Below are 25,336 nucleotides of genomic sequence, written 5' to 3'. Positions count from 1 at the left end.
TTGCGCCGCATCAATCTACGGCGGTACGGACCCTCGACGTGCGGTTCAGCGAAGGCTGTTCAGGAAGTCGCCGACGGCCGGGCCGAAGCGGGCGATATCGACCAGGAACGCGTCGTGTCCCTGCGGCGACGGCAGCGGCAGGAACCGCGAGTTGGCGCCGCCGGCACGCAGGCCTTCGGCGATCTCTTCCTGCTGCTGCAGCGGGAACAGGATGTCGGTGTGGACACCTATGGCCAGCGCCTTGTCGACGCGCAGGCCGGCCAGGCCGGCACGTGTGTCGGCTTCGCCGTTGCCCTGGCGGTCGCTGCAGTACTCGCCCAGGTCGAACCAGTCCATCGAACGGCTCAGGTAGAGGTAGCAGTTGGGGTCGAAGCGGCGCACGAAACGACGGGCGTGGCCTTCCAGGTAGCTTTCGACCTCGAACTCCAGGCCGAACGGCTCGTCGTCGGTGCGGTCCGAATCGAGGCGCACGCGACCGAAGCGGCCGTCCCATTCCAGCGCGGAGCGGTAGGTGATCACGCCCAGCTTGCGCGCCATGCGCATGCCCGCCTCGGGGTAGCGCTCGTCGTCGTACTGGCCGTGGTTCCAGTTCGGGTCCAGCCGGATTGCCTCGCGCTGCAGCGAGCGGATCGCGATCGAGAACGGCAGCGCCTTGGCCGCGCCGGAAATGTTGATGTGGCTGCGCGCCAGGCCCGGATGCAGTTGCAGGAACGCCAGCGCGGTCATGCCGCCCATCGAGTTGCCGATGATGCAGGCCAGGCTGGCGATGCCCAGCTCGCGCACGACATGCGCGGCGGCCTGCGCGCCGTCCTCGATCGACAGGTCGGGGAAGCTCAGCCGGTACGGCGCGCCGGTGTCGGGATTGATCGAGGCCGGCCCGGTGGAGCCCTTGCAGCTGCCGAGCGAATTGACGCAGACGACGAACCAGCGATCGCTGTCTATGGGTTTACCCGGACCGAGCATCTGTTCCCACCAGCCCGGTTCCGGATTGCCCTCGTTGCTGGCCGCGTGCGCATCGGGCGACAGGCCGGTGACGATCAGCACGGCGTTATCGCGGGCGGCGTTGAGCGTGCCCCAGGTTTCGTAGGCGACGCGGGCGTTGTTGAGCGCGCCGCCCCGCTTCATCGGGAACGGCGAGGGCAGGTCGAACCAGCGGGTACCGGGCGGGATGAATTCGGTCATGGGGCAAGCTTAACGGGCGGAACGGGCCTTATGGCCGGACCTGGTCGATCAGCAATTCGATCGTGCCCGCGTCCTTGCCCGTCGGTTTCGCCGTGGCTTCGAAGTCGCCGGCCTGCGGAGTCGCGTCGCCACTGGCAGATACGCGAGCCAGCACTTCGACCTGCTCCAGCTGCGACAGCTTCATCGTCGGCATCGGGCTGTCGCCATCGTCAAGCGTGACTTCGACCGGGAAATTCGCGGCCGCCAGCTTCTCGACCGCCACCGGCATCGGCGGGCCGCCGGGTTGGCGTGCGATCACGAACAGGGTGGCGTTGGCCGGCAGTCTCGCGGCAAGCGTCGGCGACAGGGCGACCTTGACCTTCAGGCCCGGGCCAGCGGCAGGTGCTGCCGATGCGACGGCCGCCGCCAGCGGTGCCATGCCGGCCTCGCCGCGCGCGGCGTTGATCTGCTCACGCAGGCTTTCGGCGGTGCGACCGTCGACGACGGCCAGCAACGGTTCCCACGTGCGCGCCGCTTCCGCCGGCTGCTTGGCCTGGCGCTGGGCGATGCCGAGGAACCAGCGGGCACGCTGGTGCATCGATTCCTGGTCGAGCGCGTGGCGCAGCATCGAGATGCCTTCGGCATCGAACTGGCGACCCGGCGCTGCGATGGCGCGCATCTCCGCGGCCTCGGCCAGCAGGTCCGGGTCGTCGGGCATCAGCTTGAGCGCGCGCATCAGCGCATCGCGCGCCTTGACTGGTTCGCCTTCGGCAACGCGGGCACGGGCGAGCAGGCGCCAGCCTTCGACCTGGTTGGGGTCGCGCTTGAGCTCGGCCTCCAGCTGGGTGATGGCGTCGTCGAGCGTTTCCGGTGCGCGCCGCTGCGCCGAATCCAGCGCGGCGGGCGTGCCGATGGCGAAGTAGGTCAGTCCGGTGGCCAGGGTCAGGCCGACAATCACGGCGATCCCTGCAATCGGACGGGTCCGCCACAACGGACGCAGCACGTAGGCCAGCACCAGCACGGCCAGCACGAGGCCGGCAATCACGAAACCAACCATTACCACTCCTGCTCTTCGTTGCTGTCGCTGGTCTTTGTTGCGGCCGGTGCCTGGCGGCGCTTGCGCACCGCGCCGGCTACTACCACCCCGCCGGCCAGCAGCACCAGCGCCGGGCCGAACCACAGCAACCACGTCTTGGATTCAACCTGCGGGCGGTACAGCACGAACTCGCCGTAGCGCTCGACCAGGAACTGCTTGATCTCGCGGTTGTCCTTGCCCTGGCGCATCAGCTCCAGCACCTCGCGGCGCAGGTCGACGGCGATCTGTGCGTTGGATTCGGCCAGCGACTGGTTCTGGCACATCACGCAGCGCAGCTCGGCGACGAGGTCGTGGAAGCGCTGCTCTTCGATCGGGGACTGGAACTGGAGCGGGGTGGGGTCGCTCGCGGGCTGGGCGAATGCGAGGAAGGAGGCGGTCATCATCGCGACGAACAGCAACAACGAATACGCCCCCAAACCGTCATTCCCGCGAAGGCGGGAACCCAGCGACTTGCGGCCGTTGAAGAAGCGAAGACGCTGGGTTCCCGCCTTCGCGGGAATGACGGGTGGTTGTTGGACTGCCCCGCTCATCACGAGCCCCTCTGCATCGCATCAATCTTCGGCAGCAGCTCATCCCGGATCACTTCATCCGTCAGCGGCCCGACGTACTTCCAGCGCACGATGCCCTTGCCGTCGACGAGGAACGTTTCCGGCGCGCCATAGATGCCCCAGTCGATCGCGACCTTGCCGTCGTAGTCGGCAATGACCATGAAGTACGGGTTGCCGAACTGCTCGAGCCAGCGCATGGCGTCGGCGTGCTCGTCCTTCCAGTTGAAGCCGATCACGCGCAGGCGCTTGCTCTCGGCGAAACGCGTCAGCACCGGGTGCTCGTCGCGGCAGGCCGGGCACCAGCTGCCCCAGACGTTGAGCAGGTACGGTGCGCCGCGCAGGTCGTCGGACGTCACCATGCGGCCTGGCTCATGCAGCACCGGCAGGCGGAACGCCGGCGCGGCCTTGCCGATGAGCGGCGACGGCAGTGCCTCGCGATTGGGATTGCGGCTGAGCATCACGCCGGCAAACAACAGCACACCCAGCGCGGCGACGATCAGCAGGGGCACCCAGCGCATCGACGACTGGCGCGGCTGCGGCGACGGATCGCTCATCGTGCGGGCTCCTGGCTGACAGCGGCGACCACCGGACTGGAGACCGTGCTCGAGGCAACCGCGCCTGCGGCAACCGGCTCGGGGACAACGGCGCTGGCGACAGTGGCCGTGCGGCGGAAACGCCTGTCCATCGCCGCGACCAGGCCACCGAACATCATCAGCAGCGCGCCCGCCCAGATCCAGCGCACGAACGGCTTCACGTGCACGCGCAACGCCCACGAGCCGCCACCGAGCGGCTCGCCCAGGGCAACGTAAAGGTCACGCGTGGCGCCGCCGTCGATCGCGGCTTCGGTCATGACCTGGCCGCCGCTGGCGTAGGTGCGCTTCTCCGGATGCATCACGGTCAGCGGTCGCTCGTTGGCGAACACGGTGACGGTGCCGCGATCGGCTTCGTAGTTGGGACCCTGCGAATGGGCCACGCCGTCGAAGCGGAAGGCATAGCGTCCCAGCTCGACGGTCTGGCCCGGCGCGACCGCCAGTTCGCGCTGCTGGCTCAGGCCTTCGACCAGCAGGGCGCCGACCAGGAACACGGCGACGCCGGTGTGGGCGAGGATCATGCCGAGCATCTCGGCGGTGAACCGCGATCCGCTGCTCTGGCTGCGCAGGCGCGCGACGACGAAGCGGATCGTTCCGAACAGCACCCACGCCGCGCCCAGCACACCGGCGGCGACCTTCCACGGTCCCTGCGGGGCGAAGAAGTAGGCAAGCACGGCCAGCACCAGCGCCAGTGCGGCCCACGGCAGCAGCATCGCCAGCGGCTTGGATACCTGCTCACGCTGCCAGCGGGTGATCGGGCCGAACGGCAGCAGTGCCACCAGCGGCGACATCAGCAGCACGAACATCAGGGCGAAGTAGGGCGGGCCGACCGAGATCTTGCCCAGCTCCAGTGCGTCGGCCAGCAGCGGGTACAGCGTGCCGAGCAGGACCATCGCGCAGGCGGTGGACAGCAGCAGGTTGTTGGCCAGCAGCAGCGTTTCGCGCGAGCTGATGTCGAACGGCTTGCCACCGTCTTCGGACGACGGTGCCCGCAATGCATACAGCAGCAGCGAGCCGCCTATGACGATGCCGAGGAAAATCAGGATGAACAAGCCGCGCGCCGGATCGGCCGCGAATGCGTGCACGCTGGTGAGCACGCCCGAGCGGACCAGGAAGGTGCCCAGCAGCGACAGCGAGAACGTCGCGATTGCCAGCAGCAGCGTCCAGCCGCGGAAGCTTCCGCGCTTCTCCGTCACCGCCTGCGAGTGCAGCAGCGCCGCGCCGGCCAGCCACGGCATGAAGCTGGCGTTCTCGACCGGATCCCAGAACCACCAGCCGCCCCAGCCGAGCTCGTAGTAAGCCCACCACGAACCCAGCGCGATGCCGAAGGTCAGGAACGCCCAGGCGACATTGGTCCACGGACGCGTCCAGCGCAGCCAACGCGCATCGATGCGGCCGTCGAGCAGCGCCGCGATCGCGAACGCGAACGGCACGGCGAAACCCACGTAGCCGACGTACAGCATCGGCGGGTGGATGATCATGCCCGGATCCTGCAGCAGCGGATTGAGGTCGCGGCCTTCGGCGGCGGCCGGCAACAGGCGCTGGAACGGATTGCTGGTGAAGATCAGGAACGCGAGGAAACCGGTGCTGACCAGGCCCATCACGCCGAGCACGCGGGAGATGACTTCCTCCGGCAGGCGCTGCGAGAAGCGCGCGACCGCGCCGGTCCACAATGCCAGGATCAGCGCCCACAGCAGCAGCGAACCTTCGTGCGCGCCCCATACCGCGGTATAGCGGTACATCAGCGGCAGCAACGAGTTGCTGTTCTCGGCGACGTAACGCAGCGAGAAGTCCTGGGTGACGAAGCCGTGGCTGAGGATCACGAACGCGAAGGCGACCAGCGCCAGCTGCGCGTATGCCGCAGGGCGCGCCACCGCCATCCAGCCGCCGATGCCGCGCTGTGCGCCGGCCAGCGGCAATGCCGCCTGCAGCAGCGACACCAGCAGGGCGAGGATCAGGGTGACCTGGCCGATTTCACCGAGCATGGTTCACCTTCCGGAAGATGCGGGCACGCGGGCGTTGATGCTTCATTGCGCCGAGCCTGCCGCCGGAGCCGGAACGTCGTGCTTCTTGTGCGCCATGCCCATCTTGTCGGCGACTTCCTTGGGCATGTAGGTCTCGTCGTGCTTGGCGAGGATTTCCTCGGCGACGAAGGTGTCGCCGCGCATGCGGCCGGTGGCGACCACCGCCTGCTTCTCGCGGAACAGGTCGGGCAGGATGCCGGTATAGACCACCGGCATCAGTGCGTCGCCGTCGCTGACCTTGAAGTGTGCTTCCAGCGAACCCGGTGCGCGGGTGAAGGAATCGGCCGCGACCATGCCGCCGAGGCGGAAGCGGGCATGCCCGCCTGCTTCGCCGCGAAGCACTTCGCTGGGCGTGTACAGGTAGGCGATGTTGCGTTGCAGGGCCATGGCCACCAGGGATGCGGCGATGCCGGCGGCCACGACCAGGGCGATGACCCACAGCAGGCGGCGGCGACGTACAGGATTCATTGGCACGCTCTCATCTGATCAATTCATTTGCGGCCGCGCCCTTGCCAGGGCGAGCGGCTTCGCGTTCGGCGCGCAGGCGCGCGCCACGCAGTTCGCGGCGGATCTGCAGATGGGTGGCGACGAAGTCCCAGCCCAGCACGATCACGAACACCGCGTAGGCGGCAATCACGTAGTTGAGGTAGCTCATTGCGCGTTCCCCCGCGCCAGTGCGGCCACCCAGCCCTTGCCGCTCTCGCGACGCAGGTTGTCGGCGCGCGCACGCGTCAGCAGCGCACCGATGAACCACAGCTTGGTGCCGACGATCATCCAGACCAGCGGCGGGATCATGCTCGAGTCCATGCTCGACTCACCGAGCAGGCGGATGGTCTGGCCCTGGTGCAGCGAGTTCCACCACACCACCGAGTAGCGGATCACCGGCAGCAGCACCACGCCGACGATGGCCAGCAGGCCGGCGGCGCGCGCGGCGGCACGGCGGTCGTCGATCGCGTTGTACAGGCCGATCACGCCCAGGTACAGGAACAGAAGGATCAGTTCGGTGGTCAGGCGCGGGTCCCAGTCCCACCACGTGCCCCACATCGGCTTGCCCCAGATCGAGCCGGTCAACAGCGTGATCAGGGTGAACGCGGCGCCGATCGGCGCGCAGGCCATCGCCAGGATCTCGCACAGCTTGATGCGCCAGATCAGCGCGATCGCGGCATAGATGGCCATCAGCGCGAACACCGCCATGCTCATCCAGGCGCTGGGCACGTGGATGTAGAGGATGCGGAAGCTGTCGCCCTGCTGGTAATCGGCCGGCACCTGGAACAGGGCGCCGTACAGGCCCCAGGCCATGACCAGCAGGCCCAGGCCGTAGCCCCACGGGGCCCAGCGCGCGGCGAAGCGGTCGAAGTAGGGCGGTGAACCGAGTTTGTGGAACCAGCGGATGATCGGATTCATCGTTCTCTCGGCCTGTTCGGGCCTGCGTGCTTCTGACTACGTCCGTCCTGCCGTCCGGGCCCGAGTTCGGGGTGGGGTGACTCGGCGGTTGCGACGGACATTAGTGGATGGGGCCAGGGCGGCATTTGATCGGGCTCAAGCGACAGGCATCAGCAAGCTAGCTGAGCGCAATACGGATCGCGGCGGCGGCGGCCAGGGGTGCCAGCACCAGCGAAACCACCAGTCCGGCGCCCAGCAACAACAGCGCGCCAGTGGGATCGAGATGCTGCGCGGCGGCGGCCACGCTGCCCGCACCGAACACCAGCACGGGCACGTAAAGCGGCAGTGCCAACAACGCGACAAGTATACCGGAGCGCCGCATTCCGACCGTCAGCGCAGCCACGACCGCGCCCAGCAGGCTCAGCAGCGGCGTGCCCAGCGCCAGCGATGCCAGCAGCACCGGCAGCTGTTCGCGTGGCAGGTACAGCAGCTCGGCCAGGAACGGGGTCGCGATCAGCAGCGGCAGCGCGCTGGTGGCCCAGTGCATGAACGTGCGCACCGCCACCAGCCATGCCAGCGGCACCGGTGCGAGCATCCATTGCTCCAGCGAACCGTCCTCGGCGTCCCCGCGGAACAGGGTGTCGAGTGCGAGCAATCCGGCCAGCAGCACCGCCAGCCATAGCACCGCGCCGGCGACCTTGGACAGGGCCTGCTTCTCGCCCCCCAGGCCGAGCGCGAACAGCACCACGACCAGCAGCGCGAACAGCGCCGGCTGCAGCGCGTCGCCGCGACGGCGCCAGAGCAGGCGCAGGTCGCGGGTGAGCAGGGCGCGGGCGGCGCCGGCGAGGGTGGCGGTCTGAGTGGCGCTCATTGCGTGCCCCCCTTGGCCATCACCAGCATCCGCGTCCGCACCGGCGGTGCGGCATAGGCGCCGTGGGTGGTGACCAGGGCGGCACCGCCCTCGCGCAGGTGCGCCTGGACCATGCGATTGACCAGCTCGATACCTTCCAGGTCGAGGTTGGCGTAGGGCTCGTCCAGCAGCCACAGCGGCGCCGGCGACATCCACAGGCGGGCCAGGGTCAGGCGCTTTTTCTGTCCGGCCGAGAGCTGGCGGGCGAGGGTGTCCTCGTACCCGGCCAGGCCGACGATGGCCAGTGCGTTCTGCGGCAGCTGCGCGCGCCGGCGGCCGTGCAGGCCGCAGAGGAAGTCGAGGTTCTCGATCGCGGTCAGGTCCGCCTTCAGGCCGGGCAGGTGGCTGAGGTAGGCGATGGCGCGGGCGCGGCGGGCGGTGCCGGCGGGCTGGCCGTCGAGGTCGATGTCGCCCTCGTCGGCCCGCAACAGTCCGGCCAATACGCGCAGCAGGGTGGTCTTGCCGGCGCCATTGTCGCCCTGGACCAGCAGCGCCTCGCCAGCATCGACACTGAAGTCGAGCGGGCCGAACACGGGCTCGTCGTTGCGCGCAAAGCGTAAACCGCGGGCTGCGAGCAGCGGCGGGGCAGGTCGGTCGTCTGGCGTCATCGGCTGGAGGGCTGCGGCCCGGTGGCCGCGTAGGCGCCAGTTTATGCGAGTAGCCGGGGAACCGGCTTGTCCAGGCGTGTCGCGCCCGGACGGCCGCCGCCCGAGGCGGCCCGGAAATTCCCGCCAGAACTGGCTCTGACGACCGTCAGCCGGCGACCCAGTCGGTGTGTTCCACCGTCGGAACGGTCGGTATGGCAGACGGGCGGGGCATCAGCATCCGCAGCCGGACCGGTTCGCCGGGGTGCCAGGCCAGGACGGCGGCCTGGCCGAACTCGATCGCCAGCCGCAGCAGGTCGGTCTCCTCGAGGCCCGCCAACAGCCAGCCCGGTTCGCGCCACTGGCCGCCCGGGTCCTGCGCCCAGGCGGGATGGCGGGTAGCGCCGACGGCGTCGAGCTGGGCCACCAGCAAGGCATCGGCGGCCTGGTTGGCCGAGTCCGAACGCGGCTGCGAGGCCGGGTTCCAGGCGGTGATGAAGGCATAGCGCGATGCCGGCCAATAGGCTTCCAGGTCGCTCGCCGGCAGGCCGACCCGAAGCGGCAGGGCGTCGCCGTCGAGCACGACCACGTACTCCGCGGCGGCATAAGCGGTGGCCAGTTCGAGGGCATTGACGATCTGCAGCTCGCGCATGGCGCGGAGTGTGATTGCGGGCGTCGGGTAGTGCAAACGTGCCGGTCAAGTCCACCCGGCCGATGAGGTGATGACCACTCGTCATGACGCCCCGTCATGACACCGTGGCGCGCGCATCCTTACACTTGTCCGCCTCGACGGCTCCGGCCTCCAAGCACCCCTTGAGATGACCCTGCAAACCAAACTGCCGAAGGTCGGCACCACCATCTTCACCGTGATGTCGCAGCTCGCGGTCGAGCACAAGGCCGTGAACCTCGGCCAGGGCTTCCCCGACTTCGCCGTGCCCAACCGCCTGATCGAGGCGCTGGACCGCGCCATGCGCGATGGCCACAACCAGTACGCGCCGATGACCGGCATCCCGGCGCTGCGCCAGGCGATCGCGGCCAAGACCGAGCGCTGCTATGGCTATCGACCCGATGCCGACGCCAAGGTCACCGTTGCCTCGGGCGCCAGCGAGGCGATCTTCGATGCGATCGCCGCCGTGGTCCGGCCGGGGGATGAAGTGATCGTGCTCGACCCCTGCTACGACTGCTACGAGCCGGCAATCGACCTGGCCGGCGGCCGCGCGGTGCATGTCCCGCTCGACCCGGCGACCTTTGCCCCGGACTGGAGCCTGGTGCGCGCCGCGATCACCGACAAGACGCGGCTGCTGATGGTCAACTCGCCGCACAACCCGTCCGGCGCGATGTTCGACGCCGACGACATCGAGCAGCTGACCGCGTTGTTGCGCGGCACCGACATCCTGCTGCTGTCGGACGAGGTCTACGAACACATCGTGTTCGATGGCCGCATCCACGAGTCGGTGTTGCGCCATCCAGAGCTGCGCGATCGCGCCTTCGTCGTTTCGAGCTTCGGCAAGACCTACCACTGCACCGGTTGGAAGGTCGGCTACTGCATCGCGCCGCCGGCCCTGTCGGCCGAACTGCGCAAGGTGCACCAGTACAACACCTTCTGCACGTTCGCCCCGGCGCAATGGGCATTCGCCGAGATGATCGAAGCCGAACCCGAGCACTACGAGCAGCTCGGCGCGTTCTATCAGGCCAAGCGCGACCGTTTCCGCGAGCAGCTGCTGACCACGCGCCTCAAGCCGCTGCCGGTGCCGGGCGGTTATTTCCAGCTGGTCGACTACTCGGCGGTCAGCGACCTCGACGATGCCGCGTTCTGCCGCTGGCTGACGATCGAGAAGGGCGTCGCCGCGATCCCGCTTTCGCCGTTCTACGAAACGCCTCCGCAGGGACAGCGCCTGGCGCGCCTGTGCTTCGCCAAGAACGAGGCCACACTGGACGCCGCCATCGAGAGGCTGCAGAAGCTATGACGTCTGATTCCACGCCTTCAGCACCGACGACCAACTTGCGCGTCTCGCTGGTCCAGGGCGAAACCCGCTGGCACGATCCGGCCGGCAACCGCGAGTACTACGGTCGACTGATCGCGCCGCTGCACGGCACGACCGACCTGGTGATCCTGCCGGAGACCTTCACCAGCGGCTTCTCCAACGATGCGATCGGCAACGCCGAAGGCATGGATGGCCCGACCGTGGCATGGATCGGCGAACAGGCGCGCAAGCTCGACGCGGCGGTGATGGGCAGCGTGCAGCTGCGCACCGACGAGGGCGTCTTCAACCGCCTGCTGTTCGCCACGCCCGACGGCGTACTCCACACCTACGACAAGCGCCATCTCTTCCGCTATGCCCGCGAGCACGAGCGTTACGCCGCCGGCCGCGACCGGCTGGTTCTGGAATGGCGCGGCTGGCGGATCTGCCCGCTGGTCTGCTACGACCTGCGCTTCCCGGTGTTCTCGCGCAACCGTTTCGATGTCGAGCGTCCCGGCCAGCTCGACTACGACCTGCTGGTCTTCGTCGCCAACTGGCCGTCGGCGCGCAGCTACCCGTGGAAGACGCTGCTGCGTGCACGCGCGATCGAGAACCTGAGCTATGTCGCCGCGGTCAATCGCGTCGGCACCGACGGCAACGGCCTGCACTACGCCGGCGACAGCGCCGTAATCGACTTCGTGGGTCACGCCGTCAGTGAATGCGCCGACGAGGAAGTGGTGGTCACCACGACCCTGCTGGCCGCCGAACTTGCGGCACACCGGGAACGCTTCCCGGCCATGCTCGACGGTGATGCCTTCGAGCTGAAATGAACGGGCCATCGGCGAGGCCGGTGGGTGTACTACACTGGCCTGGCCGCGCGATCGCGGCGAATTTCGATCGACAAGGACGCCGGCGCGACGCGCCCGCTGTCACCGGACCTGCCGCGCCGGCTCCGCAATCAGGGAGTCCAGGCCATGTCATCCCCACGCCTTGAAGAGTTCCTTCATTCCAATCGCGTCGTCTACGACACGATGACGCATCCGCATGCGTTCACCGCACAGGCCACCGCGGCCAGCGCCCACATCGACGAGCACGAGATGGCCAAGACGGTCATGGTCCGTCTCGACGGAAAACTGGCGATGGCCGTGATCCCGTCGAGCGAGTGGCTGGACCTTGCCAGCCTGCGCCAGGTCAGCGGGGCGCGCGAGGTCTCGCTTGCCAGCGAATCCGATTTCAAGGATCGCTTCCCCGAATGCGAGGTCGGTGCGATGCCACCTTTTGGCAACCTCTATGGAATGGAGGTGTATGCCGCTGACACCCTTTCCGAAGACGATCGCATCGCCTTCAACGCCGGCAACCATCGCGAGCTGATGCGCATGGGCTGGGGCGATTTCGAGCGGCTGGTACACCCGCGCGTGGTCCATCTCACCCGTCACTAGCCTTGTAACGGAAGGGGCTTCCAGGCCCCTTCCGCCGGGGTTCGGGTGTGATGCCGGTTCTCACAATCCGTTGGCTAAGCTGCGCGCATGAACAGCGCCCAGTGGAACAGCCAGCTCCGGTCGTACTGGAATCGCCTTCCGCCGAACGTGCGCCCGTGGCTCAGGCGCATCGTGCTGGGGTTGCTGATCCTCTACGCGGCCTACTTCCTGCTCGGCAACCTGTTCCTCAACACGCCGCTGGGACCTTGGGTCGCCAACCGCAAGCCGGAGAAGTTCCAGATCCAGTGGGGGCCGGGCATCACCCTTTGGCCCGGCCGCGTGACCGTCTGGGACGTGGACATGAAAGGGCAGGTCGGCCGCACCCGCTGGTCGGTGCAGGCCGGCAAGGCGAAAGGGAGCGTGGCGATCCTGCCGCTGCTGCACAAGGAAGTCCGCGTGCCGGACGTGGAGGCCTTCGACGTGAGCGGCGGCGCGGACCTGCTCGAGGTTCGCAAGCCGCCGCCGCAGCCACGACCCGGGGGCTGGGTGCTGCGATTCGACCGTATCCACACCGACTCGATCCGCAGCGGGCATTTCGCCGGTCTGCAATTGCAGGGCCCGGGTAGCGCGGAAGTCGGTTTCTACAAGCAACTGCGTGGCGGCGCGCTCGAGCTGATGCCCTCGACCGCGCATTTCGACAAGGCTCGGCTGGCGTACAAGGGCGACACGATGCTGCACGATGCGCGCATCGATGCGCGCTTCGCGATCGCCCGCCATACCCGAGCGCAGGCGCCGGGCGTCCGCAAGCTGCTGATGACCGATGCCGAACTCAGCCTGGATGGGCTGTCGGCCGCAGTGAAGACCGTCACCGACAAGCAGGGCAAGGTCACGATCTCGACCGTGCCCGGCCAGGGCAAGGCGCACGCCAGGCTGGCCTTCGCACGCGGCTCGCTCAAACCCGGCAGCGAGCTGCGCTGGCACATGCCCGTGACCGGCACCGACATCGCCGGCAAGCCTCGCGAGGGCGCGCTGGACTTCCTGCTCGATGTCGATCGCGACATCGTGTTCAAGGCGAAGGCACCTGCGCAGGAAGGCAAACCGCTGTTCCTCGATGCCGACCTGCGACTTCGCGGAACCGACATCCCGTTGCAGGACTTCAAGACGGTCGTGCCACGCACCTCCGGCCACGTAGTGGGCCGTTGGGAGTTCTCGTCGCTGCGCTGGCTGGGCAACCTGTTCAATGCGCCCTGGCTGGCGCTGGATGGCTCCGGCGCAGTCGATGCCGACGTGCAGGTCGTCAACGGCAAGATCGCCGCCGGCAGCCGCTTCGGCATACCCGAGGTCGATGCCGTGGCGCATGTCATGGGCAGCCGCATCCAGGGCCGCGCGCGCGCCTCGGGCCGGCTTGATGCAGGCCCCAACGACGAACTGCTGCCGTATCTCGAGCTGGTGATGGACCGCTTCAACATCGCCGCGGAGGACGCGCCCAATCGGCCGTACGTGGAAGGCCAGAACCTGCGTCTGGACCTGCAGACGGTCTCCGGGCTGGAGCGTGCGAAGCTCAGGCAACCCGGCGCGGTGAAGGAAGTCCGCGACGCGCTGCGGGCGCACCTGGTCTTCGCCGACGCGCGCGTCCCCGACCTGCGCGCCTACAACCGCTACCTGCCGGTGGCGCAGATGCGCTTCGAAGGTGGCGCCGGAACGGTCAGTGGCGACGTGGTGCTCGATGGTGCAGGCACGGTCGGTACCGGCGTGATGCGGGTCAAGGGCAACGGCACGCAGATCCACTTCGCCGGCATTTCCCTGCGCGGCAACGTCGACGTCAACACGCAGCTGCGGCGTGCGGACCTGACCGGCCACAACTTCAACATCGATGGCACCCGGGTGGCGCTGACCAACATGAGCTTCACCGAGCCCGGCGGCGAGTCACGCAGTGGCTGGTGGGCGCGGATCGAGCTGCAGCGGGCGCGGATGGACTGGGACAAGCCGGCCACGGTCAACGGTCGCGCCAACATCGCCATGAAGGATGTCGGCTTCCTGCTCGCGCTGTTCTCGCGCAAGCGCGACTACCCCAAGTGGGTCTACAAGATGATCGACTCCGGCCAGGCCCAGGTCAGCGCCAACGTGCAGTGGCGGGACGACGTGCTGGTGCTCGACCGGGTGCAGGCCAGCAACCAGCGCTATGACCTCAAGGCGCGCCTGCGCCTGAAGGGCAAGAGCCGCGTCGGCAGCCTGTATGCGAACTGGGGCGTGCTCAGTTGCGCGGTGGCGGTCAACAACGGCCAGCGCGACTTCCACATGATCAAGGCCAAGCAGTGGTACGAGTCGCAGCCCAACCTGCTGCGCTGAATTCCCCGCTTCCGTTTCCTTAACGGAGGGTGGAGTTAACTCGTACCGTGGCGGGCGCTCTGCGCGCTCGCCGGCGCACCGATGAACGTGCACTTCCGATCGTGGGTGGTTGCCTGCGCGCTGCTGGTGGCGGCGTTGCCCATGAGTGCGCAGACACCAACCGCGCAGGCGCCGTCGGGTGCGGTCCTGCTGCTCGACATCAAGGGCGGGATCGGGCCGGCCACGCGCGATTACCTGCGCAGCGGGCTCAAGCGCGCCAGCGATGAAGGTGCCCGCGCGGTGGTGCTGCGTATCGACACCCCCGGTGGCCTCGATGCGGCCACGCGCGACATCAACCAGGCGATCCTCGCATCGCCCGTTCCGGTCATTGCCTGGGTCGCGCCGGAAGGCGCGCGTGCCGCCAGCGCCGGAACCTACATCCTGTATGCCTGCCACCTGGCGGCGATGTCGCCGGCGACCTCGCTCGGTGCCGCCACGCCCGTGTCGATGGGCGGGCCCGGTGCGGGGCCGGAGCGGGCGCCGGATGAACCACGCGGGCAACGCGAGCCTCCAGCAGGGAATGCGCCGGCCACCACGCCGCCGCCGAGCCACGAACCACGCGATGCGATGTCGCGCAAGTCGGTCAACGATGCCGTTGGCTACCTGCGCAGCCTGGCCGAACTGCGCGGACGCAACGGCGAATTCGCCGAAGCCGCCGTGCGCGACGCGGCGACGCTGACGGCGACACAGGCGTTGTCGCAGGGCGTGATCGAGATCATCGCAGGCAACACCGACCAGCTGCTTCGCCATGCGCACGGCCGCAAGGTGCGGCTCGCCCAGCGCGAAGTGACGCTCGATCTGGTCGGCCAACCGGTGACGGTGTTGACGCCAGACTGGCGCGCGCGCCTGCTGGCCGTGCTCACCGAGCCGACGGTGGCGTACCTGCTGTTGCTGATCGGCTTGTATGGACTGGTGTTCGAAGGCTACAGCCCCGGCGCGATCCTGCCCGGCATGGTCGGCGCGATCTGCCTGCTGCTGGCGGCCTACGGACTGCAGGTGCTGCCGGTGAACTACGCCGGTGTCGCGTTGATCGTGCTGGGCGTGGCGCTGATCGCGATCGAGTTCGCGATGCCGAGCGTGGGTGCGGCCGGCGTCGGCGGCGTGGTCGCGCTGGTGGCCGGTTCGCTGATCCTGTTCGACACGCAGGTGCCCGGGTTCGGCGTGCCGGGTGGATTGATCGCCGGCATTGGTGCGGCCACCGCGCTGGTGTTCATGGGCATGATCTGGCTGGCCTCGCGCGCACGGCGGCAACCGGTGGTCAGCGGCCAGGAAGAACTGATCGGGCAACTGGCCGTGGCCACGCGCGACTTCGACGGCGCAGGCCAGGTGCATATCCGCGGCGAGCACTGGCAGGCCAGTTCGACTGTGCGGGTGCGACGTGGGCAGGCGGTGCGCGTGCTGGCCCTGGACGGACTGGTGCTGCGCGTGGTGCCCGACGAGGAAACGACGCAGCCTCACTGAACGCGTTCCACTGAAGGAGAGCTTCCATGTACCTGGCGATGTACTTCCCGGCGATCGTGCTGCTGGCGGTGATCCTGATCACAGCGATCAAGGTGCTGCGCGAGTACGAACGCGGTGTCGTGTTCCAGCTTGGCCGCTTCTGGAAGGTGAAGGGGCCGGGCCTGATCCTGCTGATACCGGTCGTGCAGCAGATGGTGCGGGTGGACCTGCGCACCGTGGTGATGGACGTGCCGCCGCAGGACGTGATCTCGCGCGACAACGTCTCGGTGCAGGTCAATGCGGTGGTGTACTTCCGCGTGGTCGACCCGCAGAAGGCGATCATCAACGTCGAGCATTTCTACGAAGCCACCAGCCAGCTGGCGCAGACCACGCTGCGTTCGGTGCTGGGGCAGCACGAACTCGACGAGATGCTGGCCGAACGCGAGAAGCTCAACGACGACATCCGCAACATCCTCGACAGCCAGACCGACGCCTGGGGCATCAAGGTCGCCAACGTCGAGATCAAGCGTGTCGACCTCAACGAGACGATGGTCCGCGCCATTGCGCGCCAGGCCGAGGCCGAACGCGTGCGTCGCGCCAAGGTGATCCACGCCGAAGGCGAACGCCAGGCGGCGGCGATGCTGGTCGAGGCGGGACGCCTGCTGGGCGGCGATCCGCGCGCGATCCAGTTGCGCTACCTGCAGACGCTGACCGAGATCGCCGGCGAGAAGAGTTCGACGATCGTGTTCCCGCTGCCGATGGAGCTGATCCAGCTGTGGGTGGACAGGGGCAGGAGCAACGACCCTGGGTTCCCGCCTTCGCGGGAATGACGTGCAGAAAAACAAAGGGCGCCGAAGCGCCCTTTGTCATTCCGTCATTTCAGATGGCGATCAAGCGCCGCCGCGCGGACCGCGACCGCCACCGGGGCGACCGCCACCGCGCGGACCGCCCGGACGCGGGCCGCCGGCCGGACGGCCAGCGCCGCCCGGACGTGCACCGCCGCCGGGACGACCACCGGGACCACCGTGACCACCGGGGCCGCCGCCACCCGGACGACCGCCGCCACCGGGGCGACCACCCGCCGGACGCGGGGCGCGCGGCTTGTCGCCGTAAGGATTGAAGGCACCCGGATTGGCGTGATCGGACGGGAAGCTCGGCGCGTTGCCCGGATGCCCGTAAGGACGCGAGCTGCGCTGTCCCTGACCCTGACCGCCGCCACCGCCGCCTTCACGACGCGGACCGCGCTCGCCGAAGCCGCCGCGGCCTTCGCCGCCGAAGCCACCGGAACGCTCGCCGCCGTAGCCGCCACCACCGGGACGACCACCGCCGCCACCCGGACGCGGACCCTTGCCGCCCTGCGGACGACCCTGGCCCGGACCCTTGCCGCGACCATCCGGATTGCGGTGGCCGCTGGGACCGGTGCTGACACCGTCGGGCACGTACCAGGTGCGGAACGCCGCCGGATTGCCATCCGGCAACGGCTTGGGACCTTTTTCCTTGCGCTGCTTGAACGGCTTCTGCGACTGGTTGGCGGCGGCTTCGCCGCTCACCGTCAGGCCGCCGTGCTTGCGCGGACCGCCACGGCCACGGCCGCCACGGTCTTCGCGCACGTGGTCGAAGCGGCGCAGCTCACGGCCTTCATCGGCAGTGTTGTGGCCACCGACGTAACCATTGGAACGGGCGCGACCAGTGAGGTCGATGGTGGCCTTGGTCGCCTTGCGCTGGCCGATCACCGGCTGCAGCGTCAGCGACGACGGTGCACCGTCCTCGAGGCCGAGCTTGTTGCGCAGTGCTTCGACCGCATCGGACGCCAGCTCACGCGATTGGCCACGCAGCAGCTCGCGCGGCAGCGCGACGTCGCCGTAGCGCACGCGCTTGAGGCGGCTGACCTGGCAACCCTGCGATTCCCACAGGCGGCGCACTTCGCGGTTGCGGCCTTCCTTGACCACGACGCGGAACCAGTCGTGCGAATCGGTGCCGCCGATGCGTTCGATCTCGTCGAACTTGGCCGGGCCGTCTTCGAGCGCGACACCGCGGGCGAGGCGGTCGACGATGTTCTCGGGGACCACGTCCTGGCCTTCCGGTGCGCGCACGCGGCAGACGTACTCGCGTTCGACTTCGAACGACGGGTGCATCAGCGCGTTGGCCAGTTCACCGTCGGTGCTCAGCAGCAGCAGGCCGGTGGTGTTGATGTCGAGGCGGCCGATCGCGATCCAGCGCGCACCCTTGAGGGCGGGCAGGGACTCGAACACGGTCGGGCGACCTTCGGGGTCTTCGCGCGTGGTCACTTCGCCTTCGGGCTTGTTGTACATCAGCACGCGCGAGGGATCGGTCAGCGCGCTGGCGACGAACTGGCGTCCGTCGAGCTCGACCTTGTCGCCACTCTTGACGCTCATGCCGACCTGCGCGACCTCACCGTTGACCTTGACCAGGCCGTCGGCGATCCGCTGTTCCAGCGCACGGCGCGAGCCAAGGCCGGCCTGGGCCAGGACCTTGTGCAGGCGCTCTTCCAGCCGCGGCGCTTCGCCCGTGGTGTCGGTGATGCGCTTGAGGGTGAGCTTGCGGCTCTTTTCTTCAGTCATTTTTGTATTGCTCCGACTCGGCCAGTTCGGCCTCGTCTGTGTCTTCCGGAACGGTCGTCGTCTCGACGGCGTGTATGTCTTGCTCGGGATCGTTCACGTCCGCCGCGCGCATTCCCGGCGCGGCATCGGGTGTGCCCTGTGGGGCGGTGTCTTGTTCGTCGGACCCGTCGAAGTCGGCGTCGATCTGCTCGTCGCCGGCTTCCAGGTCTTCCGTGTCGCCGAAGGCCGTCATGTCGTCCACGACTTCGATGCTGGCTTCGGCGGTGGCTTCGTTTTCGGCCTCGATGTCGAGGTCGGAGTTCGAGGCCTCGTCGGCACCCACGCCCTCGGCGATTCCGCCGGCTGCGATCGGCGGCGCGCCGTCGAACTGCAGCTGCGGTTCCAACTCGCCGATGTCCTTGAGTTCCGACAGCGGCGGCAGCTCGTCCAGGCGCTTGAGGCCGAAGTAGTCGAGGAAGCCGCGGGTGGTGCCGAAGAGGGCCGGCTTGCCGGGTACGTCGCGATGGCCGACCACGCGGATCCACTCGCGCTCTTCCAGTGCCTTGATGATGTTGCTGTTGACCGCTACGCCGCGGACCTGCTCGATCTCGCCGCGCGTGATCGGCTGGCGGTAGGCGATCAGCGCCAGGGTCTCGAGGGTGGCGCGGGTGTAGCGGGTCTGCCGTTCGGTCCAAAGCCTGGCCACCCAGGGGTGGACGTCGGCCTTGACCTGGAAGCGGAAACCCGAGGCGACCTCGACCAGTTCCACGCCGCGGTTCTCATCGCCCGCGCGCAGTGCTTCGATCGCCTGTTCGACGCTGTCGGCCGGCGCCGGCTGGTCGTCGGGAAACAGCGCCTGCAACTGGGCCAGCGTCAACGGCTGGTTGGAGGCCAGCAGGGCGGCTTCGACGATGCGGATGACTAGCTGTTGATCCATGGATGGGTTCGTTTGTGCCTGGCAGTGTTATGTGTTCGTCATCCCGGCGAAAGCCGGGATCCACCTTGAGCTGCAGCGAATATCAAAATGGGTCCCGGCTTCCGCCGGGATGACGCGGTGACGACGCGATGTCACAAGACTCAGTCGTCATTCGCAGCCGGTTCGTCGAACTCGCTGCTCAGCTCGATCTCTTCCCCTTCCTTCAGCAGTGCCAGCGACTTGACGTAGATCGGCGCGAACGGCGCGTCCTGCACGATCTCGACCAGTTGCTCCTTGGCCAGCGTCAGCAGGCCCAGGAAGGTCACCACCACGCCGAGCTTCCCTTCCTCGGCGGTGAACAGCGATTCGAAGCGGTAGAAGCTGCCGTCCTTGAGTCGCTCCAGCAGCTCGCCCATGCGCTGGCGGACGCTCAGTGCATCGCGCTTGATCGCGTGCTGGGTGAACAGCTCGGCGCGCTTGAACACGTCGTGCAGCGCCAGCAGCATCTCCTTGAGCTCCACCGGCGGCGGCAGGCGGACCGAGGCGCGGTCGGGCACGAAGGCCTGCACCGGTGCCGTGTCGCGATCCTGCCGGGGCAGGGTGTCGATGTCTTCGGCGGCCTTCTTGAAGCGTTCGTACTCCTGCAGCCTGCGCACCAGCTCGGCGCGCGGGTCGTCTTCCTCGCCTTCCTCGGCGGCCGAGCGCGGCAGCAGCATGCGCGACTTGATCTCGGCCAGCATCGCGGCCATGACCAGGTAGTCGGCGGCCAGCTCGAAGCGCATCTCGTGCATGGCCTGGATGTAGGCGACGTACTGGCGGGTGATGTCCGCCACGGGTATGTCGAGGATGTCCAGGTTCTGCCGGCGGATCAGGTAGAGCAGCAGGTCCAGCGGTCCTTCGAACGCGTCCAGGATGATCTCCAGGGCGTCCGGCGGGATGTACAGGTCCTGCGGTATCTGCAGCACCGGCTGGCCATGCACTACCGCCAGCGGCATTTCCTGCTGCTGCGGGTGCGTGGGAGCCTGGGACTGGGCGACCACGATCTGCGGGTCGCTCGCGTCGGCTGCGCGTTCTTCGGTCATTCGGAACCGGCCCCTCCGGGCCGTGGGCACTGCTATCGCTTCGGTGCTGGAGGCCTGATGAGGCCACCATATGGGTGCAACGGACTGCTTAAGTCGGTGCTGAGCCCGAACGGCTACGACCTGTACACCAAGCGGGGGCGTGGCGGCGAAAGTCGATCCGGGTTACGGGCGCAGGCCGTTGGGGGCAGCGGCGCACCACCTGGGTGCGTGCATGGCGACGGTGTGGGGAGCCAGTCGCGACGGCCGCTGCATCCGGCCTTGGGCTGTGGAAGCTAGGTTACGGCCTCGTTCTGGCCCTGTCCAGCGGCGGCTTCGCGGGCAATGGCTACAATTCATCCAGACCCGACAGGATGCACAGAACGCATGTGGTACGTGATCGAAGGATATGACGGCAACGAAGTACTCGCCCAGCGCCTGCAGGCCCGCCCGGAGCACCTGGCCCGCCTGACCGCGCTGCGCGACCAGGGCCGGCTCCTGCTGGCGGGGCCGTGCCCGGCCATCGACGCCGAGGACCCGGGTCCGGCCGGCTTCAGTGGCAGCGTCGTCATCGCCGAGTTCGAATCGCTGGTCGCCGCCCGCGCCTGGGCCGACGCAGACCCCTATGTCGCGGCCGGGGTCTACCAGCGGGTCGAAGTTCGACCCTTCCGCAAGGTCCTGCCGTGAGCGCCGGCCCGCTGCCCCGCGAGCAGCGGGTCGCGGCCATTCGCGCCGCGTTGGAATTGGCGCTGGCCCCACAGTCGCTTGAGGTCCAGGACGACAGCCACCGCCACGCCGGCCATGCCGGCGCCGCCGATGGCCGCGGCCACTTCAGCGTGGACATCGTCAGCCAGGCCTTCGCCGGGCTGAGTCCCATTGCCCGGCATCGGGCGGTGTACGCGGCCGTCGGGCCTTTGATGGACACCGACATCCATGCCCTGGCGATCCGCGCCAGGGCGCCCGGCGAGGTCGGCTGAGGCGGCGGGTTGGCATGGGCGCATGTCGCGCCGCAGCATATTCCTGAGTCCTGAGAGTCCTGTGGCGTGGTGTTCTCAGGCCACGTCTCAAGTCGCATAACAATCGCTTTACACTTGCGCTTGTAAACGATTACAGTCGGCCCGCATCAAGCCGCGGAGCCGACCAGCCTTGGCCAGCGTAACCATCAAAGATGTCGCACGCGTGGCCCAGGTATCGGTGGCCACCGTCTCCCGGGCACTCAACGGCCACGGCAACGTTGCCGAAGAGGTCCGCAACCGGGTGCTGGCTGCGGCCAATGAGCTGCGCTACACGCCGCACGCCGCCGCCCGCAGCCTGAGCAGTCGCCGCACCCAGACCCTGGGCGTGGTCCTGCCGGACCTGCACGGCGAATTCTTCTCCGAACTGATGCGCGGCATCGACCAGGTGGCCCGCGCATCGCGCCTGCACCTCCTGGTCTCGAGCTACCACGGCAATCCGGAAGAGCAGGGCGCGGCACTGCGCGCGATGCGCGGTCGCGTCGATGGCCTGCTGGTGATGTCGCCCTATGTCGCCACCCCGACCGTGCTGAGCGAGCACCTGGAGCCGTCGCTGCCGGCGGTACTGATCAACAGCCAGTCCGGGCTGGATGGTGCTGCGGTGATCGGCGTCGACAACCACGGCGGTGCGGTCGCGATGGTCCGGCATCTGTTCGACAGCGGCCATCGCCGCATCGCTTTCATTGCCGGGCCGGAAGACAACTTCGATGCGCACGAGCGACTGCGTGGATATTGCGACGCGCTTGCGGAGCTGTTGCCCGACGCCAGGCCGTGGGTGGTGCAGGGCGGGTTCGACGAAGCATCCGGGCATCGTGCCGGTCGCGAACTGCTGGCCGCGTCGCCGCGACCCGATGCCGTCTTCGCCGCCAACGACATGATGGCGCTGGGTTGCCTGTTCGCGTTCGCCCAGTCCGGCGTGCGCGTTCCGCAGGACATCGCATTGTCGGGGTTCGATGACATCCCGTTGGCCCGTTACGTTCATCCGAGCCTGACGACGATGCGGGTAAACATCGCCGAACTCGGCGCGCGTGCCGCTCGGCAGCTGTTGGCGCGCGTTGCGGGGGAAGCCATCCCGGATTCGAACGCCATCGCACTGCCGACAGAACTGATCGTTCGTGAGTCGAGCCAGACCAATGCCTGAGAGCAATGCGCGCCGGTAACCGGGCGTGATCTCCGCGGCAACCGTTTCCATGCTTTTTGGAGAGGGAAAGCATATGAAGCTTCAACACAACCACCGCCGCATGCCCATGCCCCGGTTGCTCGCATGCGCTCTCGCCAGCTGCCTGGCGATGTCAGCACCGACCGTGCTGGCGCAGAGCACCTCGGCAACCGTGCGCGGCCAGCTGACTGTCGACGCGGCGCCTGCCAGCCAGGGCGAAGTCACTGCGACCAACACCGCCACCGGCCTGACCCGGAAGGTCCAGGTGAGCAATGGCGGCTACAGCATCGGCGGCTTGCCGCCGGGCACGTATCGCATCGACGCGGTCGCCAACGGGCAGACGACATCGCGCACGATCATCGTCCAGGTTGGGCAGGTTGCCACGCTGAACCTGTCCACCGGAGGTGTCGCCGAGACTGCCCCGGCCGGCCCTGCAACCACGGTCGACACGGTGACAGTGACGGCGTCGACGATGGTCGAGACCAAGACCCCGGAAGTCGCGACCTACGTGTCGCAGCTGCAGATCGAATCGCTGCCGCAAGCCTCGCGCAACTTCCTGGCCTTTGCCGACATCGTGCCGGGCATGATCTTCGACCGCCGTGGCAACGGCACCACGCAGCTGCGCAGCGGCGCGCAGAGTTCCAACGGCATCAATGTGTTCATCGACGGCGTCGGCCAGAAGAACTATGTGCTCAAGGGCGGCATCGGCGGCCAGGACCAGAGCAAGGGCAACCCGTTCCCGCAGCTGGCGATCGGCGAGTACAAGGTCATCACCTCCAACTACAAGGCCGAGTACGACCAGATCAGCAGTGCCGCGGTCACCGCGGTAACCAAGTCGGGCACCAACGATTTCCACGGCAACTTCTTCTGGGACAAGGCCAACATCCCCGAATGGCGCGAGCAGACGCCGGCTGAAGAGCGTGCAGGCAACGGCAAGAGTCCCTCGGGTGAAACCGAGTACGGCGCCGCCTTCGGCGGGCCGATCATTCGCGACCGGCTGTTCTTCTTCATCACCTACGAGGCGAAGGAGTTTGAAACGCCCGACACCATTGCCGCCGGTTCGCTCGATCCGGGCTTCACGCTGACCCCGGAACTGCAGGCCCTGACCGGGCCGACGTCGGAGCCGTTCGACGAGGACCTGTGGTTCGGAAAGCTGACCTGGCAGGTCAACGACAACAATCTCGTCGAACTCAGCGGCAAGGACCGCAAGGAATCGGAGATCACCGACCTGGGCGGGCTCAATACCAACACCTACGGCAAGTCCAACAATAACGACAGCACCCGCATCGACCTGCGCTACCAGTGGAGCAATGCCGAGTGGCTCAACGACATGCACCTCACGCACGAGGACGAGAAGTTCAATCCGCGCGCGATCGTGCTGGCCCCGGGCTACATCATCCAGAACTCGCAGCGCGGCACCGTGCTTAACGTCGGCGGCGGCCAGGACTTCCAGGACAAGGGCCAGGATGGCTGGGGCTTCCAGGATGACCTGACCTATACCGGTCTGGAAGGGCATACGTTCAAAGCCGGCTTCAAGTACAAGGCGGTCGACATCAATGCCTTCGAACAGCAGCCGATCAACGCGCAGTACTCGATCAACTACCCGGCCAACGTTTTCTTCCTGGGTAACTCCTCGCTGGCGACCTTCCAGCCCTACCAGGTGCGGTTCGGCGCGCCGCTGCCCGGCGTGGGCGACCGCAACATCACGTCAAGCAACAAGCAGTACGGCATCTACTTCCAGGACGACTGGGAGGTCAACGACAAGCTGATCATCAACCTCGGCCTGCGCTACGACTACGAGAAGACGCCCAGCTACGAGAACTACGTGACGCCGCCGGAACTGGTCACCGCACTGCGTGGCTGGAGCAACATCCACCAGCCCGGCGCCGGCTACGACATCGAGAATTACATCAGCACCGGCAACAACCGCGATGCCTTCAAGGATGCATGGCAGCCGCGCCTGGGCTTCTCCTATGACCTGTTCGCCGACCAGCGGCACGTGATCTTCGGCGGCGCCGGCCGGGCCTACGATCGCAATCTGTTCGACTACCTGGCGCTGGAACAGTCCAAGAGCACGTTCCCGTCGTACACACTGCTGTTCAACACGCCTGGAAACCCCTGCACGGTCGACAACGTCAACTGCTTCAACTGGGATCCGCGCTTCCTCAACCAGCAGGAGCTGTACGCCCTGGTCGCCGCCGACCCTGACCGGGGTGCGGAAGTGAACCTGATGAACAACGACCTGAAGGTTCCGTACTCCGACCAGTTCAGCCTCGGCATGCGCAATACGCTGAACTTCGTCGGCGTGGACTGGAACACTTCGGCAACACTTGTCCACATCGAGAGCCACGACGGCATCATCTTCACCTTGGGCAACCGCTACGACGACGGCACGTTCTATGGGCCGGGCCGGACCTTCGGTGGCGCGCCGTTCGGCGAGCCGATCCCGGGCTTCGGCACGCTTATCAAGGCCGACAACGGTGTCGAGACCAAGCTCAACCAGTTGCTGCTGTGGGCAGAGAAGCCGCTGACCGCCGAATCGCCCTGGGGCATGACGCTCGCCTACACCTATTCCAAGGGCGAGGAGAATCGCGCCAACGCCGCCAACAGCGATGAGCATTACGTCTTCGACTACGAGAATCTGCATGACCATCCGTGGGTCGCGTCGGTCGGCGTGCCCGAGCATCGCTTCGTCGGCACCGGCATCTACCAGGCCCATGGATTCACGTTCTCCACCAAGCTCACCTGGAGCAGCGCGATCGCCAAGGACACGCTGGACTGCATGACGCCCACGCCCGCTGGCCTCGACAACTGCGCATTCGGTCGCGTCGATTCGGTGTACTTCGCCGATGCCAACTTCTTCCAGTGGGACGTCGCCGTGCAGAAGGAGTTCGATACCGGTGCAGGGTTGAAGTACATGGTCCGCGGTGACATCTTCAACATCACCAACGCCAGGAACTGGTCGGCGTTCCAGAATTTCAAGGGCACCGACGGCATCATCAACCCGGTGTACGGCGACCATACCGACGAGATCACGTTGCCGACGCGTTCGTTCAAGCTGTCGTTCGGGATTTCCTGGTAATCCCCTGGTGCCCGCCGCATGCGTGCGGCCGGCAGCGCGGGGTC

Annotated in this window: 24 protein-coding genes; 10 read left to right on the top strand and 14 right to left on the bottom strand. The window is 67.5% G+C overall.

Annotation, left to right across the window (positions count from 1 at the left end; translation table 11 throughout):
• Positions 1-45 precede the first annotated feature (45 nt).
• From metX to AC3A3Q_RS01125, 11 genes are all read right to left on the bottom strand, one after another.
• Positions 46-1,182, bottom strand: coding sequence for a homoserine O-acetyltransferase MetX (gene metX, locus AC3A3Q_RS01175; RefSeq protein WP_487584516.1), 1,137 nt, complete (start codon positions 1,180-1,182; stop codon positions 46-48).
• Between the two features lie 28 nt (positions 1,183-1,210).
• Positions 1,211-2,218: a tetratricopeptide repeat protein gene (locus AC3A3Q_RS01170; protein ID WP_487584515.1), complete on the bottom strand. Its 1,008-nt coding sequence runs from the start codon at positions 2,216-2,218 to the stop codon at positions 1,211-1,213.
• Positions 2,218-2,640, bottom strand: a complete 423-nt coding sequence (locus AC3A3Q_RS01165) for a cytochrome c-type biogenesis protein (protein WP_487584904.1) — start codon at positions 2,638-2,640, stop codon at positions 2,218-2,220. The genes AC3A3Q_RS01170 and AC3A3Q_RS01165 overlap by 1 nt, the downstream gene beginning before the upstream one ends.
• A gap of 146 nt (positions 2,641-2,786) precedes the next feature.
• A complete protein-coding gene (locus AC3A3Q_RS01160) occupies positions 2,787-3,359 on the bottom strand; it encodes a DsbE family thiol:disulfide interchange protein (protein WP_487584514.1) in 573 nt (190 codons plus the stop codon).
• Complete coding sequence (locus AC3A3Q_RS01155) at positions 3,356-5,380, bottom strand: heme lyase CcmF/NrfE family subunit (protein WP_487584513.1); 2,025 nt, start codon at positions 5,378-5,380, stop codon at positions 3,356-3,358. The genes AC3A3Q_RS01160 and AC3A3Q_RS01155 overlap by 4 nt, the downstream gene beginning before the upstream one ends.
• 42 nt (positions 5,381-5,422) lie before the next feature.
• A complete protein-coding gene (gene ccmE / locus AC3A3Q_RS01150) occupies positions 5,423-5,887 on the bottom strand; it encodes a cytochrome c maturation protein CcmE (RefSeq protein WP_200604976.1) in 465 nt (154 codons plus the stop codon).
• Positions 5,888-5,897: 10 nt separating this feature from the next.
• Positions 5,898-6,074: a heme exporter protein CcmD gene (locus AC3A3Q_RS01145; protein ID WP_158730724.1), complete on the bottom strand. Its 177-nt coding sequence runs from the start codon at positions 6,072-6,074 to the stop codon at positions 5,898-5,900.
• Positions 6,071-6,823, bottom strand: coding sequence for a heme ABC transporter permease CcmC (gene ccmC, locus AC3A3Q_RS01140; protein ID WP_200604977.1), 753 nt, complete (start codon positions 6,821-6,823; stop codon positions 6,071-6,073). The genes AC3A3Q_RS01145 and ccmC overlap by 4 nt, the downstream gene beginning before the upstream one ends.
• Before the next feature lie 157 nt (positions 6,824-6,980).
• Positions 6,981-7,673 (bottom strand): heme exporter protein CcmB, encoded by a 693-nt coding sequence (gene ccmB / locus AC3A3Q_RS01135; RefSeq protein WP_487584512.1) that lies wholly within the window; start codon positions 7,671-7,673, stop codon positions 6,981-6,983.
• The gene (ccmA, locus tag AC3A3Q_RS01130) at positions 7,670-8,320 is read right to left on the bottom strand and encodes a heme ABC exporter ATP-binding protein CcmA (RefSeq protein ID WP_487584511.1); all 651 of its coding nucleotides are present in this window, start codon (positions 8,318-8,320) and stop codon (positions 7,670-7,672) included. Before ccmA ends, ccmB begins: the two co-directional genes overlap by 4 nt.
• Positions 8,321-8,465: 145 nt before the next feature.
• Positions 8,466-8,948 carry a DUF3293 domain-containing protein gene (locus AC3A3Q_RS01125; RefSeq protein ID WP_487584510.1) on the bottom strand — a complete coding sequence of 161 codons (483 nt, stop codon included), beginning with the start codon at positions 8,946-8,948 and terminating at the stop codon, positions 8,466-8,468.
• A gap of 166 nt (positions 8,949-9,114) precedes the next feature.
• Here AC3A3Q_RS01125 and AC3A3Q_RS01120 point away from each other — a divergent pair, with 166 nt between their 5' ends.
• From AC3A3Q_RS01120 to AC3A3Q_RS01095, 6 genes are all read left to right on the top strand, one after another.
• A complete protein-coding gene (locus AC3A3Q_RS01120) occupies positions 9,115-10,263 on the top strand; it encodes a pyridoxal phosphate-dependent aminotransferase (protein ID WP_487584509.1) in 1,149 nt (382 codons plus the stop codon).
• A complete protein-coding gene (locus AC3A3Q_RS01115) occupies positions 10,260-11,087 on the top strand; it encodes an amidohydrolase (protein ID WP_487584508.1) in 828 nt (275 codons plus the stop codon). The genes AC3A3Q_RS01120 and AC3A3Q_RS01115 overlap by 4 nt, the downstream gene beginning before the upstream one ends.
• A gap of 144 nt (positions 11,088-11,231) precedes the next feature.
• Positions 11,232-11,696: an aminoacyl-tRNA deacylase gene (locus AC3A3Q_RS01110; RefSeq protein ID WP_487584507.1), complete on the top strand. Its 465-nt coding sequence runs from the start codon at positions 11,232-11,234 to the stop codon at positions 11,694-11,696.
• An 87-nt stretch (positions 11,697-11,783) separates the two neighbouring features.
• Complete coding sequence (locus tag AC3A3Q_RS01105) at positions 11,784-14,024, top strand: AsmA family protein (RefSeq protein ID WP_487584506.1); 2,241 nt, start codon at positions 11,784-11,786, stop codon at positions 14,022-14,024.
• An 81-nt stretch (positions 14,025-14,105) separates the two neighbouring features.
• Complete coding sequence (locus tag AC3A3Q_RS01100; RefSeq protein WP_487584505.1) at positions 14,106-15,524, top strand: NfeD family protein; 1,419 nt, start codon at positions 14,106-14,108, stop codon at positions 15,522-15,524.
• A gap of 26 nt (positions 15,525-15,550) precedes the next feature.
• Complete coding sequence (locus AC3A3Q_RS01095; protein WP_487584504.1) at positions 15,551-16,333, top strand: slipin family protein; 783 nt, start codon at positions 15,551-15,553, stop codon at positions 16,331-16,333.
• A 60-nt stretch (positions 16,334-16,393) separates the two neighbouring features.
• Here the strand turns inward: AC3A3Q_RS01095 and AC3A3Q_RS01090 are convergent, their stop codons facing one another.
• The 3 genes from AC3A3Q_RS01090 to AC3A3Q_RS01080 form a co-directional block, all read right to left on the bottom strand.
• Complete coding sequence (locus AC3A3Q_RS01090; RefSeq protein WP_487584503.1) at positions 16,394-18,085, bottom strand: pseudouridine synthase; 1,692 nt, start codon at positions 18,083-18,085, stop codon at positions 16,394-16,396.
• Positions 18,078-19,001 (bottom strand): SMC-Scp complex subunit ScpB, encoded by a 924-nt coding sequence (gene scpB, locus AC3A3Q_RS01085; protein WP_487584502.1) that lies wholly within the window; start codon positions 18,999-19,001, stop codon positions 18,078-18,080. The genes AC3A3Q_RS01090 and scpB overlap by 8 nt, the downstream gene beginning before the upstream one ends.
• A gap of 140 nt (positions 19,002-19,141) precedes the next feature.
• Entirely contained in the window at positions 19,142-20,062 is a 921-nt protein-coding gene (locus tag AC3A3Q_RS01080) for a segregation and condensation protein A (RefSeq protein ID WP_200604990.1), read from the bottom strand.
• A gap of 363 nt (positions 20,063-20,425) precedes the next feature.
• Here AC3A3Q_RS01080 and AC3A3Q_RS01075 point away from each other — a divergent pair, with 363 nt between their 5' ends.
• From AC3A3Q_RS01075 to AC3A3Q_RS01060, 4 genes are all read left to right on the top strand, one after another.
• Entirely contained in the window at positions 20,426-20,725 is a 300-nt protein-coding gene (locus tag AC3A3Q_RS01075) for a YciI family protein (RefSeq protein WP_487584501.1), read from the top strand.
• A complete protein-coding gene (locus AC3A3Q_RS01070; protein ID WP_487584500.1) occupies positions 20,722-21,015 on the top strand; it encodes a BolA family protein in 294 nt (97 codons plus the stop codon). The genes AC3A3Q_RS01075 and AC3A3Q_RS01070 overlap by 4 nt, the downstream gene beginning before the upstream one ends.
• A 169-nt stretch (positions 21,016-21,184) precedes the next feature.
• Positions 21,185-22,192, top strand: coding sequence for a LacI family DNA-binding transcriptional regulator (locus tag AC3A3Q_RS01065; RefSeq protein ID WP_487584499.1), 1,008 nt, complete (start codon positions 21,185-21,187; stop codon positions 22,190-22,192).
• A 73-nt stretch (positions 22,193-22,265) separates the two neighbouring features.
• A complete protein-coding gene (locus AC3A3Q_RS01060) occupies positions 22,266-25,292 on the top strand; it encodes a TonB-dependent receptor (protein ID WP_487584498.1) in 3,027 nt (1,008 codons plus the stop codon).
• The last annotated feature ends 44 nt before the right edge of the window (positions 25,293-25,336 follow it).

This window comes from Lysobacter sp. Soil_C_59 (assembly GCF_057656415.1).
Note: the sequence above shows the minus strand (reverse complement) of the source record. Positions and strands in the feature narration are given on the sequence as shown.

What these genes read in the sequence shown, in the direction of transcription:
- metX (WP_487584516.1), bottom strand. Translation starts at nt 1,182, where the DNA reads ATGACCGAATTCATCCCGCCCGGTACCCGCTGGTTCGACCTGCCCTCG.
- AC3A3Q_RS01170 (WP_487584515.1), bottom strand. Translation starts at nt 2,218, where the DNA reads ATGGTTGGTTTCGTGATTGCCGGCCTCGTGCTGGCCGTGCTGGTGCTG.
- AC3A3Q_RS01165 (WP_487584904.1), bottom strand. Translation starts at nt 2,640, where the DNA reads ATGATGACCGCCTCCTTCCTCGCATTCGCCCAGCCCGCGAGCGACCCC.
- AC3A3Q_RS01160 (WP_487584514.1), bottom strand. Translation starts at nt 3,359, where the DNA reads ATGAGCGATCCGTCGCCGCAGCCGCGCCAGTCGTCGATGCGCTGGGTG.
- AC3A3Q_RS01155 (WP_487584513.1), bottom strand. Translation starts at nt 5,380, where the DNA reads ATGCTCGGTGAAATCGGCCAGGTCACCCTGATCCTCGCCCTGCTGGTG.
- ccmE (WP_200604976.1), bottom strand. Translation starts at nt 5,887, where the DNA reads ATGAATCCTGTACGTCGCCGCCGCCTGCTGTGGGTCATCGCCCTGGTC.
- AC3A3Q_RS01145 (WP_158730724.1), bottom strand. Translation starts at nt 6,074, where the DNA reads ATGAGCTACCTCAACTACGTGATTGCCGCCTACGCGGTGTTCGTGATC.
- ccmC (WP_200604977.1), bottom strand. Translation starts at nt 6,823, where the DNA reads ATGAATCCGATCATCCGCTGGTTCCACAAACTCGGTTCACCGCCCTAC.
- ccmB (WP_487584512.1), bottom strand. Translation starts at nt 7,673, where the DNA reads ATGAGCGCCACTCAGACCGCCACCCTCGCCGGCGCCGCCCGCGCCCTG.
- ccmA (WP_487584511.1), bottom strand. Translation starts at nt 8,320, where the DNA reads ATGACGCCAGACGACCGACCTGCCCCGCCGCTGCTCGCAGCCCGCGGT.
- AC3A3Q_RS01125 (WP_487584510.1), bottom strand. Translation starts at nt 8,948, where the DNA reads ATGCGCGAGCTGCAGATCGTCAATGCCCTCGAACTGGCCACCGCTTAT.
- AC3A3Q_RS01120 (WP_487584509.1), top strand. Translation starts at nt 9,115, where the DNA reads ATGACCCTGCAAACCAAACTGCCGAAGGTCGGCACCACCATCTTCACC.
- AC3A3Q_RS01115 (WP_487584508.1), top strand. Translation starts at nt 10,260, where the DNA reads ATGACGTCTGATTCCACGCCTTCAGCACCGACGACCAACTTGCGCGTC.
- AC3A3Q_RS01110 (WP_487584507.1), top strand. Translation starts at nt 11,232, where the DNA reads ATGTCATCCCCACGCCTTGAAGAGTTCCTTCATTCCAATCGCGTCGTC.
- AC3A3Q_RS01105 (WP_487584506.1), top strand. Translation starts at nt 11,784, where the DNA reads ATGAACAGCGCCCAGTGGAACAGCCAGCTCCGGTCGTACTGGAATCGC.
- AC3A3Q_RS01100 (WP_487584505.1), top strand. Translation starts at nt 14,106, where the DNA reads ATGAACGTGCACTTCCGATCGTGGGTGGTTGCCTGCGCGCTGCTGGTG.
- AC3A3Q_RS01095 (WP_487584504.1), top strand. Translation starts at nt 15,551, where the DNA reads ATGTACCTGGCGATGTACTTCCCGGCGATCGTGCTGCTGGCGGTGATC.
- AC3A3Q_RS01090 (WP_487584503.1), bottom strand. Translation starts at nt 18,085, where the DNA reads ATGACTGAAGAAAAGAGCCGCAAGCTCACCCTCAAGCGCATCACCGAC.
- scpB (WP_487584502.1), bottom strand. Translation starts at nt 19,001, where the DNA reads ATGGATCAACAGCTAGTCATCCGCATCGTCGAAGCCGCCCTGCTGGCC.
- AC3A3Q_RS01080 (WP_200604990.1), bottom strand. Translation starts at nt 20,062, where the DNA reads ATGACCGAAGAACGCGCAGCCGACGCGAGCGACCCGCAGATCGTGGTC.
- AC3A3Q_RS01075 (WP_487584501.1), top strand. Translation starts at nt 20,426, where the DNA reads ATGTGGTACGTGATCGAAGGATATGACGGCAACGAAGTACTCGCCCAG.
- AC3A3Q_RS01060 (WP_487584498.1), top strand. Translation starts at nt 22,266, where the DNA reads ATGAAGCTTCAACACAACCACCGCCGCATGCCCATGCCCCGGTTGCTC.